This window comes from Streptomyces sp. NPDC051051 (genome assembly GCF_040682975.1).
In the GTDB taxonomy this organism is placed as follows: domain Bacteria; phylum Actinomycetota; class Actinomycetes; order Streptomycetales; family Streptomycetaceae; genus Streptomyces.
On sequence record NZ_JBFBCB010000024.1, the window covers coordinates 80385 to 96225 of the forward strand.

General features: G+C 72.4%; 14 protein-coding genes. 6 read left to right on the top strand and 8 right to left on the bottom strand.

All coding sequences use genetic code 11. The features are described from left to right. Positions 1-3 precede the first annotated feature (3 nt). The 8 genes from AB0N31_RS19720 to AB0N31_RS19755 all read right to left on the bottom strand — a co-directional run bounded on the left by AB0N31_RS19720 (position 4) and on the right by AB0N31_RS19755 (position 7310). On the bottom strand, positions 4-1998 hold the full coding sequence (locus tag AB0N31_RS19720) for an NADH-quinone oxidoreductase subunit L (protein WP_366059647.1): 1995 nt from the start codon (positions 1996-1998) through the stop codon (positions 4-6). Continuing rightward, entirely contained in the window at positions 1995-2393 is a 399-nt protein-coding gene (gene nuoK / locus AB0N31_RS19725) for an NADH-quinone oxidoreductase subunit NuoK (RefSeq protein ID WP_366059648.1), read from the bottom strand. The genes AB0N31_RS19720 and nuoK overlap by 4 nt, the downstream gene beginning before the upstream one ends. Further along, positions 2393-3031, bottom strand: coding sequence for an NADH-quinone oxidoreductase subunit J (locus tag AB0N31_RS19730; RefSeq protein WP_366059650.1), 639 nt, complete (start codon positions 3029-3031; stop codon positions 2393-2395). The genes nuoK and AB0N31_RS19730 overlap by 1 nt, the downstream gene beginning before the upstream one ends. Beyond that, entirely contained in the window at positions 3028-3594 is a 567-nt protein-coding gene (locus AB0N31_RS19735; protein WP_366059679.1) for a 4Fe-4S binding protein, read from the bottom strand. Before AB0N31_RS19735 ends, AB0N31_RS19730 begins: the two co-directional genes overlap by 4 nt. A 110-nt stretch (positions 3595-3704) precedes the next feature. Then, positions 3705-4673, bottom strand: a complete 969-nt coding sequence (locus AB0N31_RS19740) for a complex I subunit 1 family protein (RefSeq protein WP_366059652.1) — start codon at positions 4671-4673, stop codon at positions 3705-3707. Then, positions 4670-6232 (bottom strand): NADH-quinone oxidoreductase subunit C, encoded by a 1563-nt coding sequence (locus AB0N31_RS19745; RefSeq protein ID WP_366059653.1) that lies wholly within the window; start codon positions 6230-6232, stop codon positions 4670-4672. Before AB0N31_RS19745 ends, AB0N31_RS19740 begins: the two co-directional genes overlap by 4 nt. Continuing rightward, a complete protein-coding gene (locus AB0N31_RS19750; RefSeq protein ID WP_366059654.1) occupies positions 6229-6900 on the bottom strand; it encodes an NADH-quinone oxidoreductase subunit B family protein in 672 nt (223 codons plus the stop codon). Before AB0N31_RS19750 ends, AB0N31_RS19745 begins: the two co-directional genes overlap by 4 nt. Continuing rightward, positions 6891-7310, bottom strand: coding sequence for an NADH-quinone oxidoreductase subunit A (locus AB0N31_RS19755; RefSeq protein ID WP_252545547.1), 420 nt, complete (start codon positions 7308-7310; stop codon positions 6891-6893). Before AB0N31_RS19755 ends, AB0N31_RS19750 begins: the two co-directional genes overlap by 10 nt. Before the next feature lie 188 nt (positions 7311-7498). Between AB0N31_RS19755 and AB0N31_RS19760 the strand changes: the two genes are divergently transcribed. The 6 genes from AB0N31_RS19760 (at position 7499) to AB0N31_RS19785 (ending at position 15735) form a co-directional block, all read left to right on the top strand. Continuing rightward, complete coding sequence (locus AB0N31_RS19760; protein WP_366059655.1) at positions 7499-8746, top strand: sensor domain-containing protein; 1248 nt, start codon at positions 7499-7501, stop codon at positions 8744-8746. A 177-nt stretch (positions 8747-8923) separates the two neighbouring features. Further along, positions 8924-10360, top strand: coding sequence for a sensor domain-containing protein (locus AB0N31_RS19765; RefSeq protein WP_366059656.1), 1437 nt, complete (start codon positions 8924-8926; stop codon positions 10358-10360). 368 nt (positions 10361-10728) lie between these two features. Then, the gene (locus AB0N31_RS19770; protein ID WP_366059680.1) at positions 10729-11400 is read left to right on the top strand and encodes a response regulator transcription factor; all 672 of its coding nucleotides are present in this window, start codon (positions 10729-10731) and stop codon (positions 11398-11400) included. Positions 11401-11613: 213 nt separating this feature from the next. Beyond that, positions 11614-13560: a 2-oxoacid:acceptor oxidoreductase subunit alpha gene (locus AB0N31_RS19775; protein ID WP_366059657.1), complete on the top strand. Its 1947-nt coding sequence runs from the start codon at positions 11614-11616 to the stop codon at positions 13558-13560. Next, positions 13553-14632, top strand: a complete 1080-nt coding sequence (locus tag AB0N31_RS19780) for a 2-oxoacid:ferredoxin oxidoreductase subunit beta (protein ID WP_366059658.1) — start codon at positions 13553-13555, stop codon at positions 14630-14632. The genes AB0N31_RS19775 and AB0N31_RS19780 overlap by 8 nt, the downstream gene beginning before the upstream one ends. Positions 14633-14880: 248 nt before the next feature. After that, a complete protein-coding gene (locus tag AB0N31_RS19785; RefSeq protein ID WP_366059659.1) occupies positions 14881-15735 on the top strand; it encodes an NAD(P)H-binding protein in 855 nt (284 codons plus the stop codon). The last annotated feature ends 106 nt before the right edge of the window (positions 15736-15841 follow it).

The window sequence follows — 15841 nt, forward strand, 5'->3', positions numbered from 1 at the left end:
TGCTCACGCTCCCGTGGCGACGAGGACGGCGGCGACCACCAGGACGACGGTGCCGGCGAGCAGCGCGCTCACATAGGTCTGGACGTTGCCGGTCTGGGCGCGCCGTACGGCGGCGCCGAGCCAGCGGGGCAGGGTGCCCGCGCCGCGTACGTAGGTGTCGACGACCTCGCGGTCGAGGAACCGGACGAGGCTCGCTGCGGCCTGCACCGGGCGGACGAACACGGTGGTGTAAACGGCGTCCAGGTGGAAGCCGGTGGCCGCGTGGCGGTGCAGGGGGCCGAGCAGGAGCCGTCCGGGGTCCGCCGGATCGGGTGCGGAGGCCACGTCTCCGTAGGCGGGGACGTGGGTCGCGATGGCCTCGGCCTCGACGAGTCCGGCGTCGCCCTCGGGGTGGGCGGCGACGGCGCCTAGCGGGAAGCGGGCCGCGAGCGCGGTGGTGTGCCGCCATGCGCTGTAGACGGCCAGGCCGCCGCCGAGGGCCAGGCCGGTGCCGAGGACGGAGGTGGTGAGGGTCGGGGCGAGGTCACGGCCGTCGAACCAGTCGGGCAGCGAGCGGTAGGCGAACCCGCCGAGGGCGAGGGACGGGACGGCGAGCACCCACAGCACCACGGTCGTCGTCAGTGGCTGGCGGCCGTGGTCGGGGACCTCGGCGCCGTGGCCGCGGAAGGCCAGCAGCCACAGCCGGGTCGCGTAGGCGGCGGTGAGGACGGCGGTGAGCAGGCCGGCGACGAGGACGATCCAGCCGGCCGCGGCGGGGGCGTGCTCGGTGTGGCCGGTGGAGACGTGCTCGGCGGCGCCGAGGACGGTCTCCTTGGAGAAGAAGCCGCTGAAGGGGGGGATCGCGGCGAGCGCGAGGAGGGCCACGGTCATCGTCCAGAAGGCGTCCGGGACGCGGTCGCGCAGTCCGGTCGTGCGGGACATGGCGGCCAGCGAGTTGGTGCCGGCGGCGTGGATGATCACGCCGGCCGCGAGGAACAGCAGGGCTTTGAAGGCGCCGTGGGAGAGGAGGTGGAAGACGGCGGCACCGCGGTCGCCGACGGCGAGGGCGCCGGTCATGTAGCCGAGTTGGCCGATCGTCGAGTAGGCGAGGACCCGCTTGATGTCGTCCTGGGCGAGCGCGGCGAGACCCGAGCCGGCCATGGTGACGGCGGCCATGACGGCGAGGACGACCATCGCGGCCCGGGAGGCCTCGAACACCGGGAGGAGACGGGCGACGAAGTAGACACCGGCGGCGACCATGGTCGCGGCGTGGATGAGCGCGGAGACGGGTGTCGGGCCGGCCATCGCGTCCGGGAGCCAGGTGTGCAGCGGGAACTGCGCCGACTTGCCGGCCACACCGGCCAGGAGCAGCAGGGCGATGAGCGTCGGGTGGTCGAGTCCGCCGTGGGCGACCGTGGCGAGGACCTCGGTGATCCGGAAGGAGCCGGCGTCGGTGGCGAGGGCGAGCAGACCGATGAGGAAGGGGACGTCGCCGAGCTTGGTGACGAGGAAGGCCTTGATGGAGGCGGCGCGGGCCTCCGGGGTCTCCCAGTAGTGGCCGACCAGGAAGTAGGAGCAGATGCCCATCACTTCCCAGCCGACCAGCAGCACGATCAGGTCGCCCGAGTAGACGACGAGGAACATCGCGGAGGTGAACAGGGAGACGAGGGCGGCGTACGAGGGGTAGCGCGGGTCGTCGCGCAGGTAGCCCGTCGAGTAGATCTGCACGCAGGTGGCGACGAGGCCGACCAGGGTGGCGACGAGGGCGGCGAAGCCGTCGATGTGCAGAGCGAGTTCGATCGGGACGGAGCCGGTGGGCGTCAGCTCGGTGGCGGCGTCGACGGCCGTGTCCCCGCCCTGGCGTACCGCGACGGTCGCGGCCAGTACGAGGGAGGCGAGGGGCGGCAGGACGGCGAGCGGGCGCACGAAGCCGGGGGCGGTGCGGCCGAGGAGCAGGCCGGCGACGGCACCGAGGAACGGCAGGAGGGGGACGAGGACGGCGAGGGTGGTCGTGGTCACGCGGTGGCCTCAGCCTTCTCGGCCGTGGGGCCGGTGCCGTCGGCGCCGGCGGGCTCGTCGCCCCCGGCGCTCTCGTGGCCCTCGGCGGTGTCGCGGAGCTTGTCGATGTCCGCGGTGCCGCGGTTGCGGTGGACGGCGAGGACGATCGCCAGGCCGATGCCGATCTCGGCGGCGGCGATGGCGATGGTGAACAGGGTCAGGGCCTGACCGGAGTGCAGGGTCTCCTCGGCGGTCCGGCTGAGCCAGACGTCGAAGGCGACGAGGTTCAGGTTGACGGCGTTGAGCATCAGCTCGACCGACATCAGGACCAGGATCGCGTTGCGGCGGGCGAGGACGCCGTACAGGCCGGTGCAGAAGAGGAGGGCGGAGAGGACGGCGGGATAGGCGAGGTGCATCAGCGGGCGCCTTCCTGCTCGGCCGGATTTTTCCGGGCATCCGGGACGGACGGGGAACTCTTGCCGGTGACTCGGGAGTTCAGAGGGGGAGAGCTCGACTCCGCCTTCGCCTTGCGGGACAGGACGATCGCGCCGACCAGGGCCGCGAGGAGCAGGACGGAGAGAGCCTCGAAGGGGAGGACCCAGTTCTGGAAGAGGCTCGCGCCGGTGGCCTCGGTGGAGCCGGCGGCCGGGCCGTCGAGGTCGATCCAGGTGGCGCGGAAGGCGTCGACGACGACCCAGACGAGGGCGGCCGCGGCGGCGGCGGCGACCGTGAGGGCGGCCCACCGGTTGCCGGAGTCCGCGTCCGGGGAGCGGCCGATGGGCGCTCTGGTGAGCATCAGACCGAAGAGGAGGAGCACGACGACGGAACCCACGTAGATCAGTACCTGCACCCAGGCGATGAACTCCGCGGTGAGCAGGAGGTACTCGACGGCGAGGCCGCCGAGGGTCACCACCAGCCAGAGGGCGGCGTGCACCAGCTGCTTGGTGGTGACGGTGACGAGGGCGGCGCCGAAGGTCACCAGGCCGACGAGGACGAAGGCGATCTCCACGCCGGTCGGGGAGAGGAAGCCGTGAGGTGCCTGAGCGAGGGTCACGCCCCGCCTCCCTGGGGGTTGTCCGGTCCGGGCGGAGTGGCCCGGCCTGCCTGGGTGTCCTGCGTCGCCGGTGCGGTCTCCGTCTCCGGGGTGGTCCGAGCGGCAGCCAGCTTCTCGGCCGTCTTGCGGGCGGCGGCGATCTCCTTCGGTTCCTCCGCGCCGGGGTCGAGGGCGGGCGGGGCCGGCACGGTCCACATCCACTCGCGGAGCTTGTCCCGTTCGTGGGTGAGTTCGCGGATGTCGGTCTCGGCGTACTCGAACTCCGGGGACCAGAACAGCGCGTCGAAGGGACAGACCTCGATGCAGATGCCGCAGTACATGCACAGGGCGAAGTCGATGGCGAAGCGGTCGAGGACGTTGCGGCTGCGTTCGCGGCCGCCGGGGGCCGCCGCCGGGACCGTCTCCTTGTGGGAGTCGATGTAGATGCACCAGTCCGGGCACTCGCGGGCGCACAGCATGCAGACCGTGCAGTTCTCCTCGAACAGACCGATCACACCGCGGGTGCGGGGCGGGAGGTCGGGCTGGGCGTCCGGGTACTGCTCGGTGACGGTCTTCCGCGTCATCGTGCGGAGGGTGACGGCCAGGCCCTTGGCGAGGCCGGAGCCGGGAATCGACAGGCGGGGGCGCACGGAGGGCGTCGTCGCGGGGCGGTGGTCGGGTGACGGGCGGGACATCAGGAGATCACCACCTTGACGACGCCGGTGAGGGCGATCTGGGCGAGGGAGAGGGGGACGAGGAGAGTCCAGGACAGTTTCTGGAGCTGGTCCTCGCGCAAGCGGGGATAGGTGACGCGCAGCCAGATCACGACGAAGGCGAGGACGGCGGACTTCAGCAGGGTCCAGACCCAGCCGAGGCCGTCGGCGCCCCAGGGGCCGTGCCAGCCGCCCAGGAAGAGGACGGTGGTCAGGCCGGACAGGACGACGATTCCGGCGTACTCGGCGAGGAGGAACAGGGCGAAGCGGAGGCCGGTGTACTCGGTGTAGGCGCCGAAGATGATCTCCGAGTCGGCGACGGGCATGTCGAACGGGGGGCGCTGGAGTTCGGCGAGGCCGGCGACGAAGAAGACGATCGCGCCGACGATCTGCCAGGGCAGCCACCACCACTCGAAGGCGTCGACGATACCGGGGAGGGAGACCGTGCCGGCCGCCATGGCGACGGAGGCTGCGGTGAGCAGCATCGGAAGTTCGTAGGCGAGGAGCTGTGCGGCGGTGCGCAGGCCGCCGAGGAGGGAGAACTTGTTGGCGCTGGCCCAGCCGGCCATGAGCGAGCCGAGGACGCCGACGCCCATGACGGCCAGGACGAAGAAGACGCCGGCGTCGACGACCTCGCCGACGGCGCCCTCGCCGGGGCCGATGGGGATGGCGAGGAGGACCAGGAGGTACGGCAGCAGGGCCACGGCGGGGGCCAGCTGGAAGATACGGCGGTCCGCGCCCGCGGGGACGATGTCCTCCTTCTGCGCGAACTTCACACCGTCCGCGATGAGCTGAGCCCAGCCGTGGAAGCCACCGGCGTACATCGGGCCGAGGCGGCCCTGCATGTGGGCCATCACCTTGTGCTCGGCCTGACCGACGATCAGGGGGAAGGTGAGGAAGACGACGAAGACGATCAGGAGTCGCAGGGCGACGTCGAGAGCGTCGTTCACTGCGGGCCTCCCTGGGGGTTCGCGGGGGTGTCGTTGTCGGGGTGATCGGTCTCGGGGCGGTCGTTCCCGGGGGCGGGTGCGACATCCGGGGCGTCCGGGGCGTCCGGGGCGTCCGGATGATCCGTGTCGGGCTCGGGGTGCCTCGGGTCCCGTTGCGGATCGTCGAACGCGGGGCGGGCGTGGTGCCAGGGGGCGTCGGCGCTGCGGGGGGCCTGCGCGCGGCGGGACGCCCCGCTGCCGGCGGCCGACCGACGGCCGGTGGAGTCCTCGGAGGCGGCCGACGGGGCGGACGACGCCGCGTCGTGCGGGACCGCCGGGGATTCGGGCGCCGAGGAGTCCGGAGCGGCAGGGTCGGGGCCGGTCCGGTCCGGAGGCGTCCCGCCCGGGGCCGGTGCCTGCGGGGCAGGGGACTCCGGGGCCGGTGCCTGCGGGGCAGGGGACTCCGGGGCCGGTGCCTGCGGGGCAGGGGACTCGTCACCCGGAGACGTCTCCCCTCGAGACACGTCCTCCGTCCGCTGGGAGGCCGACCCCTGGCTCGCGCTTCGGGAACGGCGGGGGCCGGCTCCGGAGGCGCTCCGGGGAGCGGTCGGGGCCGAGGCGCCCTCGGTTCCGGCCACCGACGGGGTTCGCGGTCGGTCGGTGGGCTGGGGCGGGGTCCGGTCGGACGACTGGCTCGCCGAGCCCTCGGCGGCCGTCCGCGCTCGTCGTGCGGGGCGTGCGGGCGCGGTGGCCTGGGTGGGCGGCGCCTCCGCGGCCGGCCGGCCTGCCGCTCGGCTCGCCGCTTCGCCCGCCACTCGGCCCGCTTCCCGGGTCACCTCCCGGCTCGCTTCCTGCCCCGCCGTCTGCCCCGCCGTCCGGCTGGGCGTCTGGCTGGCCGAGCCCTCGGACGCCGTTCGTGCGCGCCGGGCGGGGCGGTCGCCTGCCGGGCGGGCCGGGCGGTCGCCGGGGGCTGTGCGGGGTGCTCGGGCGGGACGGGTCGGGGCAGGGGGGAGCTGGCCCTTCAAGGGGCCCCATTCGTTGGGGTCGGGAACTCCCGGGGGGAGCATCTGGCGCCGCTTGGGGCCGCCGTGCTCGGACTCGCCGGGTTCCTTCGCGCCGGGCCAGGCCTTGGCGACGCGGGCGGCGAGGACGAAGTCCTTGCGGAGCGGGTGGCCCTCGAAGTTCTCGGGAAGGAGGAGGTGGTCCAGGGCGGGATGGTTGTCGAAGACGACGCCGAACATCTCGTGGGTCTCGCGCTCGTGCCAGGCCGCGCCCGCGTAGACGTCCACGGCGGAGGCGAGCGTCGGGGCCTCGTGCGGGACCGTCGTGCGCAGCAGCAGTCGGCGGACCGGCGCCAGGGCGACGACGTGGGCCGAGACGCGGAAGCCGGTGCCCGGTTCGTCGACCGCGCTGAGCCAGTCGAAGTAGGTGCAGGACAGCCGGTCGCGGGCCGCGAGCAGTGCCGCGGTCCAGGACCGCGGCGGTACGTCGACCGTCAGGACCTCGTACGACTCCTCGGCGGTGGCCTCCGGGCCGAAGAGGTCCTCGGCGGGGGCGGGGAGCCAGCCGACGGTGGTCATCGGGCGTCCCCCTCCACATCTGCGCCCGCGGCCGGCGGCCGGACGAGCCCGCTCTGGAGGGCCGCCGTCGAGGGGCGGTCGGCGCCGGTGGCGTAGCGCTCCCCCAGCGACTCGCGGGCGATCTTCTCCTGGAGCTTGAGGATTCCCTGGAGCAGCGCCTCGGGGCGCGGCGGGCAGCCGGGGACGTACACGTCGACGGGGATGATCTGGTCGACGCCCTTGGTGACGGAGTACGAGTCCCAGTACGGGCCGCCGCAGTTGCTGCACGCGCCGAAGGAGATGACGTACTTCGGCTCGGGCATCTGCTCGTAGAGGCGCTTGACGGCCGGGGCCATCTTGTCCGTGACCGTGCCGGAGACGACCATCAGGTCGGCCTGGCGCGGGCCCGGCGCGAAGGGGATGACGCCCAGGCGGATGAAGTCGTGGCGGGCCATGGAGGCGGCGATGAACTCGATCGCGCAGCAGGCGAGGCCGAAGTTGAAGACCCAGAGCGAGTAGCGGCGGCCCCAGTTCAGGACGACCTTCATCGGCTCCGGGGCGAGGCGGGCGAGGGCGCCGAGCTTCCCCCGCTCCCGGCTCTGCCCGGTCGGGGGGATCCTCACCGGCTCGGGGAGCAGTACCGGCTCGGGAGTCGCCACCGGCTCGGGGGTGGGCGGGTTCACGTCCATGTCAGGACGCCCTTCTTGTAGGCGTACAGCAGGCCCACGGCCAGGAAGCCGAGGAAGACGAACATCTCCACGAGCGTGGCCGCGCCGTAGCCGGGGGCGGCGAAGACCGTCGCCCAGGGGAACAGGAAGATCGAGTCGACGGCGAAGATGACGTAGAGGAAGGCGTAGACGTAGTAGCGGACCTGGGTGTGGGCCCAGCCCTCGCCGACGGGGTCGACGCCGCACTCGTACGTCAGGAGTTTCTCGGGGGTGGGGACCACGGGGCGCAGCAGGCGGCCCGCGCCGAACGCGACCGCGACGAAGAGCACGCCGATGACGGCGAGGAGCCCGACGACCGCGTAGGAGTCGAAGTAGTCCGACGCCACGACGACCGTCGGTTCCCTCAGCGCTGCTTGCGACGACTGCGGCACGGTCCGTCCCTCGCTCCCCGACCCGACCTCGGCCTGTTCGACGATCTGTACGCACGGGAGTCTAGGGCCTGATAAAGACACGGTAAGCAGGCAGTCACAGCCGGGGCGAGGGGGGTGGGGTTTTCCCCAGGGACTCCCGGCGGCGAACTCCATGGCGCGGAGGCGCGTCGCGCGGCACGCTGACGGACATGACCGTATCCAAAGCCGCTCCCACGGCCGCGCGTCCGCGCGCCGTGCCCGTCGTGCCCGCCGTCGGCCCGGGTGCGCCGGGGCGCGACGAGCCGTTGCCGCGCGTCCGGTTCGCCTACGACCCGCAGACGTGGAAGGAGATCGTCCACCTTCTGACGAACCTCCCCCTGTCGGTCGTCGGCTTCGTCTACGTCATGACGGTGCTGTTCACCGGCGCCACGCTGACGCTCACGGTGGTCGGGCTGCCGCTGCTCACGCTCGGTCTGCTGGGGGCGCGGCTGATGGGCCGGTTCGAGCGGGGCCGGGCGCGGATGCTGCTCGCGGTGCGGGTCGACGAGCCGAGCCCGCTGCCGCTGCGCCGGGCGGGCAACGTCTTCCAGGGCATGTGGCTGGTCCTGAAGGATCCGGTGGCCTGGCGGACGGTGCTGTACGACTTCATCCGGCTGCCCTGGGGGATCCTCACCTTCACGGTGACGCTGGTGTCGCTGTTCGTGCTGTGGCCGGTGCTGCCCTTCCTCGCACGGGGGCTGACCAACGCGGACCGGGCGATGGTGCGGGCCCTGCTGTGCCCCTCGGACGAGCTGGAGCGGCGGATCGCCGAACTGGAGTCCGACCGGGGGATCGTGGTGGACACCGCCGCGGCCGATCTGCGGCGGATCGAGCGGGATCTGCACGACGGCGCGCAGGCGCGGCTGGTCAATCTGGCGATGGGGCTCGGCCTGGCCAAGGAGAAGCTGCTGGAGGACCCGGACGCGGCGTCGGTGATGGTCGAGGAGGCGCACGGCGAGGTGAAGCTCGCCCTCCAGGAGCTGCGGGACCTGGCGCGGGGGATCCATCCGGCCGTGCTGACCGACCGGGGGCTGGACGCGGCGCTGTCGTCGGTGGCCTCGCGGTGCACGGTGCCGGTGCAGGTGACGGCCGAACTGCCGGCGCGACCGGCGCCGGCCATCGAGGGGATCGCCTACTTCACCGTCTCCGAGCTGCTCCAGAACGTCAGCAAGCACAGTGGGGCGAGGTCGGCGTCCGTGGACGTGTGGCGGGTGGAGAACCGGCTGCTCATCCAGGTGTCCGACGACGGCCGGGGCGGTGCGCGGCTCGACGGCGGGTCGGGGATGCGGGGGCTGGCGGACCGGCTGGGCGCCGTGGACGGGCTGTTCATCGTGGACTCCCCGGTCGGGGGGCCCACGACCGTGACGGCGGAGTTGCCCTGGCGGGACCGGGCGGAGCCGACGGGGCCCACGGAGTAGGTGACCTCGCCACGGGGCCGCGCGGGCTGCGCGACCCTGACGGTCCCTGAGGTCCGGGGTGGGGAAAACCCCCCTCCCAAGACGCCGATGGACTCCATGGTCCGCGGGGGCGCCGCCGAGGAGGGTGGAGGTAGGGGACGACACCTGCGGACAAGACGAGCAGAACGGACGACGCCGATGGCCACGCAGTACGGGCAGTACGGGGACTACCGGGACCACGGGGACCACCTGGACCACGGGGACCACCTGGACCACGGGGCCCCCGGGAGCCACGGGGACCGTTCGCGGCACGGAGGGACGCCCGGTGCCGGGGCCGGTGGGCGCCGGTGGCGCCGGCTGCCGGCCGCGCTGCGGGCACCGGTCGAGGCGCGTGCCTGGCGGGAGTTCGCCTACGTGCTGCTGAGCCTGCCGATCAGCATCGTGCTGTTCACCTTCGCGGTCACGATGCTGTCGGTGGGGGCGGGCCTGCTGGTGACGTTCCTCGGGGTTCCGGTACTGGCGGCGGGGCTGGCGGCGTGCCGTGGCCTCGGGGCGGTGGAGCGGGCGCGGGCGCGGGGGCTGCTCGGGCTGGACGTGGCCGCGCCGGAGCCGTTGCGGCCGCGGGGCCCGGGGGCGCTGGCCCGGATGGGCGCGGTGCTCAGGAGCGGCACGTCCTGGCGGCACGTCCTGTACGCGGTGCTGCACCTGCCGTGGGCGGTGTTCTCCTTCTGCGTCGCGGTCGTGTTCTGGGCGTACGGCTGGACGACGCTGACGTATCCGCTGTGGTTCTGGCTCTTCCCGCTGTACGGCGGGCAGGACGGCCTTCAGCTGTACGGCGACGAGGGGCACCGGGTGTACCTGGACAACCCGTTCGAGATCACCGTGACGGCGTTGGTGGGGCTGTTGTTCACGCTGGCCACGCCGTGGATCGTGCGGGCGCTGACAACGGTGGACCGGGTGATGGTGCACGGGCTGCTCGGGCCGTCGCGGCTGGCGTCGCGGGTGGTGGAGCTGGAGTCCGACCGGGGGGTCGTGGTCGACACGGCGGCCGCCGACCTGCGGCGGATCGAGCGGGATCTGCACGACGGCGCGCAGGCGCGGCTGGTGGCGTTGGCGATGGATCTGGGCCTCGCGAAGGAGAAGCTGCGGGAGGATCCGCGAGAGGCGGCGCGGATGGTGGACGAGGCGCACGGCGAGGTGAAGACGGCGTTGCAGGAGCTGCGGGACCTGGCGCGGGGGATCCATCCGGCCGTGCTGACCGACCGGGGGCTGGACGCGGCGCTGTCGTCGGTGGCCTCGCGGTGCACGGTGCCGGTGCAGGTGACGGCCGAACTGCCGGCGCGACCGGCGCCGGCCATCGAGGGGATCGCCTACTTCACCGTCTCCGAGCTGCTCCAGAACGTCAGCAAGCACAGTGGGGCGAGGTCGGCGTCCGTGGACGTGTGGCGGGCGGAGGACCGGCTGCTGGTGCAGGTGAGCGATGACGGCGTGGGCGGTGCGGATGCCTCCGGCGGGTCGGGGCTGGCCGGGCTGGCCGGGCGGCTCGACGCGGTGGACGGGATCCTGGTGGTGGACTCTCCGGTCGGCGGGCCCACGCGGGTGACGGCGGAGCTGCCCTGGCGGGGCGGGGAGTAGGGGTTTCCCCGTCCCCGCCGCCCCTGCCCTTCCCGTCCCCGGGGGCTCCACCCCTTCCCTCCCGCCATGGGCTCCGCCCTGAACCCCGGCGGGGCTCCCCCTGCACCCCGCGTCGGGTTCCGCCCCCGCATCCCGTACCGATCCCGCCCGAGCCCCGGCCGGGGCACCACCCCCGGTCCAGTCGGGCGCTGTGTCTCCACCAGCCGTTCGTGGTCGGCTTCGGACGTGGGCCGGGGGCGGCAGGCCCGAGGACGCCCCCTGTCGAAGATTTCCCGTCGTCGTCGCCGGACTCACCCGGCGCGGGGCGATTGCTGGGATGCTGGGGCTGTTCCGTGGACGGACGGGTTGTGGCTGGGGGGCCGAAGAGCGTGGAGGTCAGGGTGCGGGTGGTCATTGCCGAGGACTCGGTGCTGCTGCGGGAGGGGCTGACGCGGTTGCTGACGGACCGGGGGCATGACGTGGTCGCCGGGGTCGGGGATGCCGAGGCGCTGGTGAAGACGGTCACCGAGCTGGACGCGGAGGGGGCGTTGCCCGACGTGGTCGTGGCCGACGTGCGGATGCCGCCGACGCACACCGACGAGGGGGTGCGGGCCGCCGTACTGCTGCGCAGGTCGCATCCGGGGCTCGGGGTGCTGGTGCTGTCGCAGTACGTGGAGGAGAGGTACGCCACCGAACTGCTGGCCGGTTCCAGCCGCGGGGTGGGTTACCTGCTCAAGGACCGGGTGGCCGACGTGCGGGAGTTCGTGGACGCGGTGGTGCGGGTGGCCGAGGGGGGCACGGCCCTGGATCCCGAGGTGGTCGCGCAGCTGCTCGGGCGCAGCCGCAAGCAGGACGTGCTGGCCGGGCTGACCCCGCGGGAGCGGGAGGTGCTGGGGCTGATGGCCGAGGGGCGGACGAACTCGGCGATCGCCAGGCAGCTGGTGGTGAGCGACGGCGCGGTGGAGAAGCACGTCAGCAACATCTTCCTGAAGCTCGGGCTGTCCCCGAGCGACGGGGATCACCGGCGCGTTCTCGCGGTCCTCACCTATCTCAACTCCTGAGGACGGCGAAAGAGCGCTTTTTCTTCGTCGTGCCTTCTCGCACATCCCGGGCAGTCGGAAATCATGGCACGTCAGGGCGCCGGGCCGGCTCAGGGCAGTGACCGTGGTGCGAATGGCCGAGGAAGGCGACCCTTACAGACGTAGGGTTGATCCAGGGAGGGTCTGTGGGAAGGCCGCTCCTCCGGACAGCCGCCTCGAGGGAGGTCCAGTTCAGTGACCAGTCAGGTCAGCAGCCCAGCGGAACAGGCCGACGGCAGCGACGGAACGGACGCAGCCGTCGTGGGAGAGCAGCGCAAACCGGGCGGGACGAAGGACGTACGACGTCTCGACCGGGTGATCATCAGGTTCGCGGGGGACTCCGGTGACGGCATGCAGCTCACCGGTGACCGTTTCACCTCGGAGACGGCGTCGTTCGGCAACGACCTGTCGACGCTGCCGAACTTCCCCGCCGAGATCCGGGCTCCCGCCGGGACGCTGCCGGGGGTGTCCTCGTTCCAGCTGCACTTCGCCGACCACGACATCCTCACCCCCGGTGACGCGCCGAACGTGCTGGTCGCGATGAATCCGGCGGCCCTGAAGGCGAACATCGGCGATGTGCCGCGCGGTGCGGAGATCATCGTCAACACGGACGAGTTCAGCAAACGGGCGATGCAGAAGGTGGGGTACGCGGCCTCGCCGCTGGAGGACGGGTCCCTCGACGGTTACCAGATCCACCCGGTCCCGTTGACCACGCTGACCGTCGAGGCCCTCAAGGATTTCGACCTCACCCGCAAGGAGGCCGAGCGCAGCAAGAACATGTTCGCGCTCGGCCTCCTGTCGTGGATGTACCACCGGCCGACCGAGGGGACCGAGAAGTTCCTGAAGGCGAAGTTCGCGAAGAAGCCGGACATCGCGGCCGCCAACCTCGCGGCGTTCCGGGCGGGCTGGAACTTCGGCGAGACGACCGAGGACTTCGCGGTCAGCTACGAGGTGGCCCCGGCGGCGAAGGCGTTCCCCGTCGGCACCTACCGCAACATCTCCGGGAACCTGGCGCTGTCCTACGGGCTGATCGCGGCCTCGCGGCAGGCCGACCTCCCGCTGTTCCTGGGCTCGTACCCGATCACGCCGGCCTCGGACATCCTGCACGAGCTGAGCAGGCACAAGAACTTCGGCGTGCGCACCTTCCAGGCCGAGGACGAGATCGCCGGGATCGGCGCGGCGCTCGGGGCGGCCTTCGGCGGGTCGCTGGCGGTGACCACGACCTCCGGTCCCGGGGTGGCCCTGAAGTCGGAGACCATCGGTCTGGCCGTGTCGCTGGAGCTGCCGCTGCTGGTCGTCGACATCCAGCGGGGCGGCCCCTCGACCGGTCTGCCGACCAAGACCGAGCAGGCGGACCTGCTGCAGGCGATGTTCGGGCGCAACGGCGAGGCCCCGCTCCCGATCGTCGCGCCCCGCACGCCCGCCGACTGCTTCGACGCCGCCCTGGAGGCGGCCCGGATCGCGCTGACGTACCGCACGCCGGTGATGCTGCTGTCCGACGGCTACCTCGCCAACGGCTCCGAACCCTGGCGGATCCCCGAGCTGGACGAGCTGCCGGACCTGGCGGTGCAGTTCGCGCAGGGCCCCAACCACACCCTGGCCGACGGCTCCGAGGTGTTCTGGCCCTACCTGCGTGACCCGCAGACCCTGGCCCGGCCGTGGGCGGTGCCGGGCACGCCGGGGCTGGAGCACCGGATCGGCGGGATCGAGAAGCAGGACGGCACCGGCAACATCTCCTACGACCCGGCCAACCACGACTTCATGGTCCGCGTCCGGCAGGCCAAGATCGACGGCATCGACGTCCCCGACGTCGAGGTCGACGACCCGCACGGGGCGAGGACCCTGGTCCTGGGCTGGGGTTCCACCTACGGGCCCGTCACCGCGGCGGTACGGCGGCTGCGGGCGGCCGGGGAGGCGATCGCGCAGGCCCACCTGCGGCATCTGAACCCGTTCCCGAAGAACCTGGGCACGGTGCTGAAGGCGTACGACAAGGTCGTGATCCCGGAGATGAACCTGGGCCAGCTCGCCACCCTGATCCGGGCGAGATACCTGGTCGACGCGCACTCGTACAACCAGGTCAACGGCATGCCGTTCAAGGCGGAACAGCTCGCCTCGGCGCTCAAGGAGGCCATCGATGGCTGAGACGTCCACGGAAGGCACGGGCACGATCGAGGCGCTCTCGCTCGTCCCCAAGGCCGAGGGCCGCCAGTCCATGAAGGACTTCAAGTCCGACCAGGAGGTCCGCTGGTGCCCCGGCTGCGGCGACTATGCGATCCTGGCCGCCGTCCAGGGCTTCATGCCGGAGCTGGGGCTGGCCAGGGAGAACATCGTCTTCGTCTCGGGCATCGGCTGCTCCTCGCGCTTCCCGTACTACCTGAACACCTACGGGATGCACTCGATCCACGGGCGGGCCCCGGCGATCGCGACCGGGCTCGCCACCAGCCGGCGCGACCTGAGCGTGTGGGTGGTCACCGGGGACGGGGACGCCCTGTCCATCGGCGGCAACCACCTCATCCACGCCCTGCGCCGCAATGTGAACCTGAAGATCCTGCTGTTCAACAACCGGATCTACGGGCTGACCAAGGGGCAGTACTCGCCCACCTCCGAGGTCGGCAAGATCACCAAGTCGACGCCGATGGGCTCGCTGGACGCGCCGTTCAACCCGGTGTCGCTGGCGCTCGGCGCGGAGGCGTCGTTCGTGGCGCGCACGATCGACTCCGACCGCAAGCACCTGACGGAGGTGCTGCGGCAGGCCGCCGCCCATCCGGGCACGGCGCTGGTGGAGATCTACCAGAACTGCAACATCTTCAACGACGGCGCCTTCGACGCGCTGAAAGACCGGGAGACGGCCGAGGAGGCGGTGATCCGCCTCGAGCACGGGCAGCCGATCCGGTTCGGTGCCGACCGGTCCCGGGGGGTGGTGCGCGACCGTGCGACCGGCGACCTGAAGGTGGTGACGGTGACCGCGGAGAACGAGTCCGAGGTCCTGGTCCACGACGCGCACTCCGCGTCCCCGACCACCGCGTTCTCGCTGTCCCGGCTGGCCGACCCGGACACCCTGCACCACACGCCGATCGGCGTCCTGCGCTCCGTCGAGCGGCCGGTCTACGACACCCAGATGTCCGACCAGCTCGACGCGGCCATCGACCGCCACGGCAAGGGGGACCTGGCGGCGCTGCTGGCGGGCGGGGACACCTGGACGGTCGTCGGCTGAGCGACGGCGACGCACCGCACGCGACATACGCAGGCCCGGAACCGCGACGGTTCCGGGCCTGCGTGTTCACCCGTACGGACACCGACGGCGCTCACCCCGGCCGTGCGGCAGCACCGCTCGGCCCGGCACCCACCCGGAACCGGTACTTACCTGAACGCTAGTACCTTACTTCAAAGTGGGTACTTTCTCTTGGTTAGCGCACGCCTTAGGGTTAGTTACAGACCGCACCCCCCAAGGAGTTCTGCATCATGAGCATCGTCGTCACCGGAGCCACCGGACACCTCGGCCGCCACGTCGTGGAGCAGTTGCTGGAGAAGGTCCCCGCCGAGGGGATCACGGCCGTCGTGCGCGACAAGGCCAAGGCCGCCGACCTCGCCGGGCGCGGCGTGCGGCTCGCGGTCGCCGACTACAACGATCCCGGGACCTTCGACGGCCTGTTCGCCGCCGGCGACAAGGTCCTGCTGATCTCGGGCAACGAGTTCGACAAGGGCCGCCCGGCCCAGCACCAGGTCGTCATCGACGCCGCCGTGGCGGCGGGCGTCGCGCTGCTGGCGTACACGAGCGCGCCCGGCAGCCTGAGCGCCGGACTGGCCGACGACCACCGTGCCACCGAGAAGGCCCTGCTGGCCTCCGGTCTCCCCTACAGCCTGCTGCGCAACGGCTGGTACCACGAGAACTACACCGAGAACCTCGCCCCGGTGCTGGCGCACGACGCCGTCGTCGCCGCCGCCGGTGACGGCCGCGTCTCCTCCGCCTCCCGCGCCGACTACGCCGCCGCCGCGGTCGCCGTACTGACCGGCGAGGGGCACGAGAACACGACGTACGAGCTGGGCGGCGACGAGGCGTGGAGCTTCGCCGAGTACGCGGCCGAGCTGAGCCGGCAGACCGGCAGGGAGATCGCCTACAACGCCGTGTCCACCGAGGCCCTGACCGGCATCCTGACCGGCGCCGGGCTGCCCGGGCCGTTCGCCGCGATCCTGGCCGGCGTGGACGCGTCGATCGAGAAGGGCGAGCTGGTCGTCACCACCGGCGACCTGTCCCGGCTGGCCGGCCGCCCGACCACCCCGCTGTCCGAGGCGGTCGCCGCCGCGCTCAAGGGCTGACCCGCCACGCCGGACACCCTCGCCTGTCACGACCGTATGGCGATACGGGCATGACAGACGGGGGTGTCCGGCGTTACCTTCGACCACGCGCGCCTGTCACGAGGCG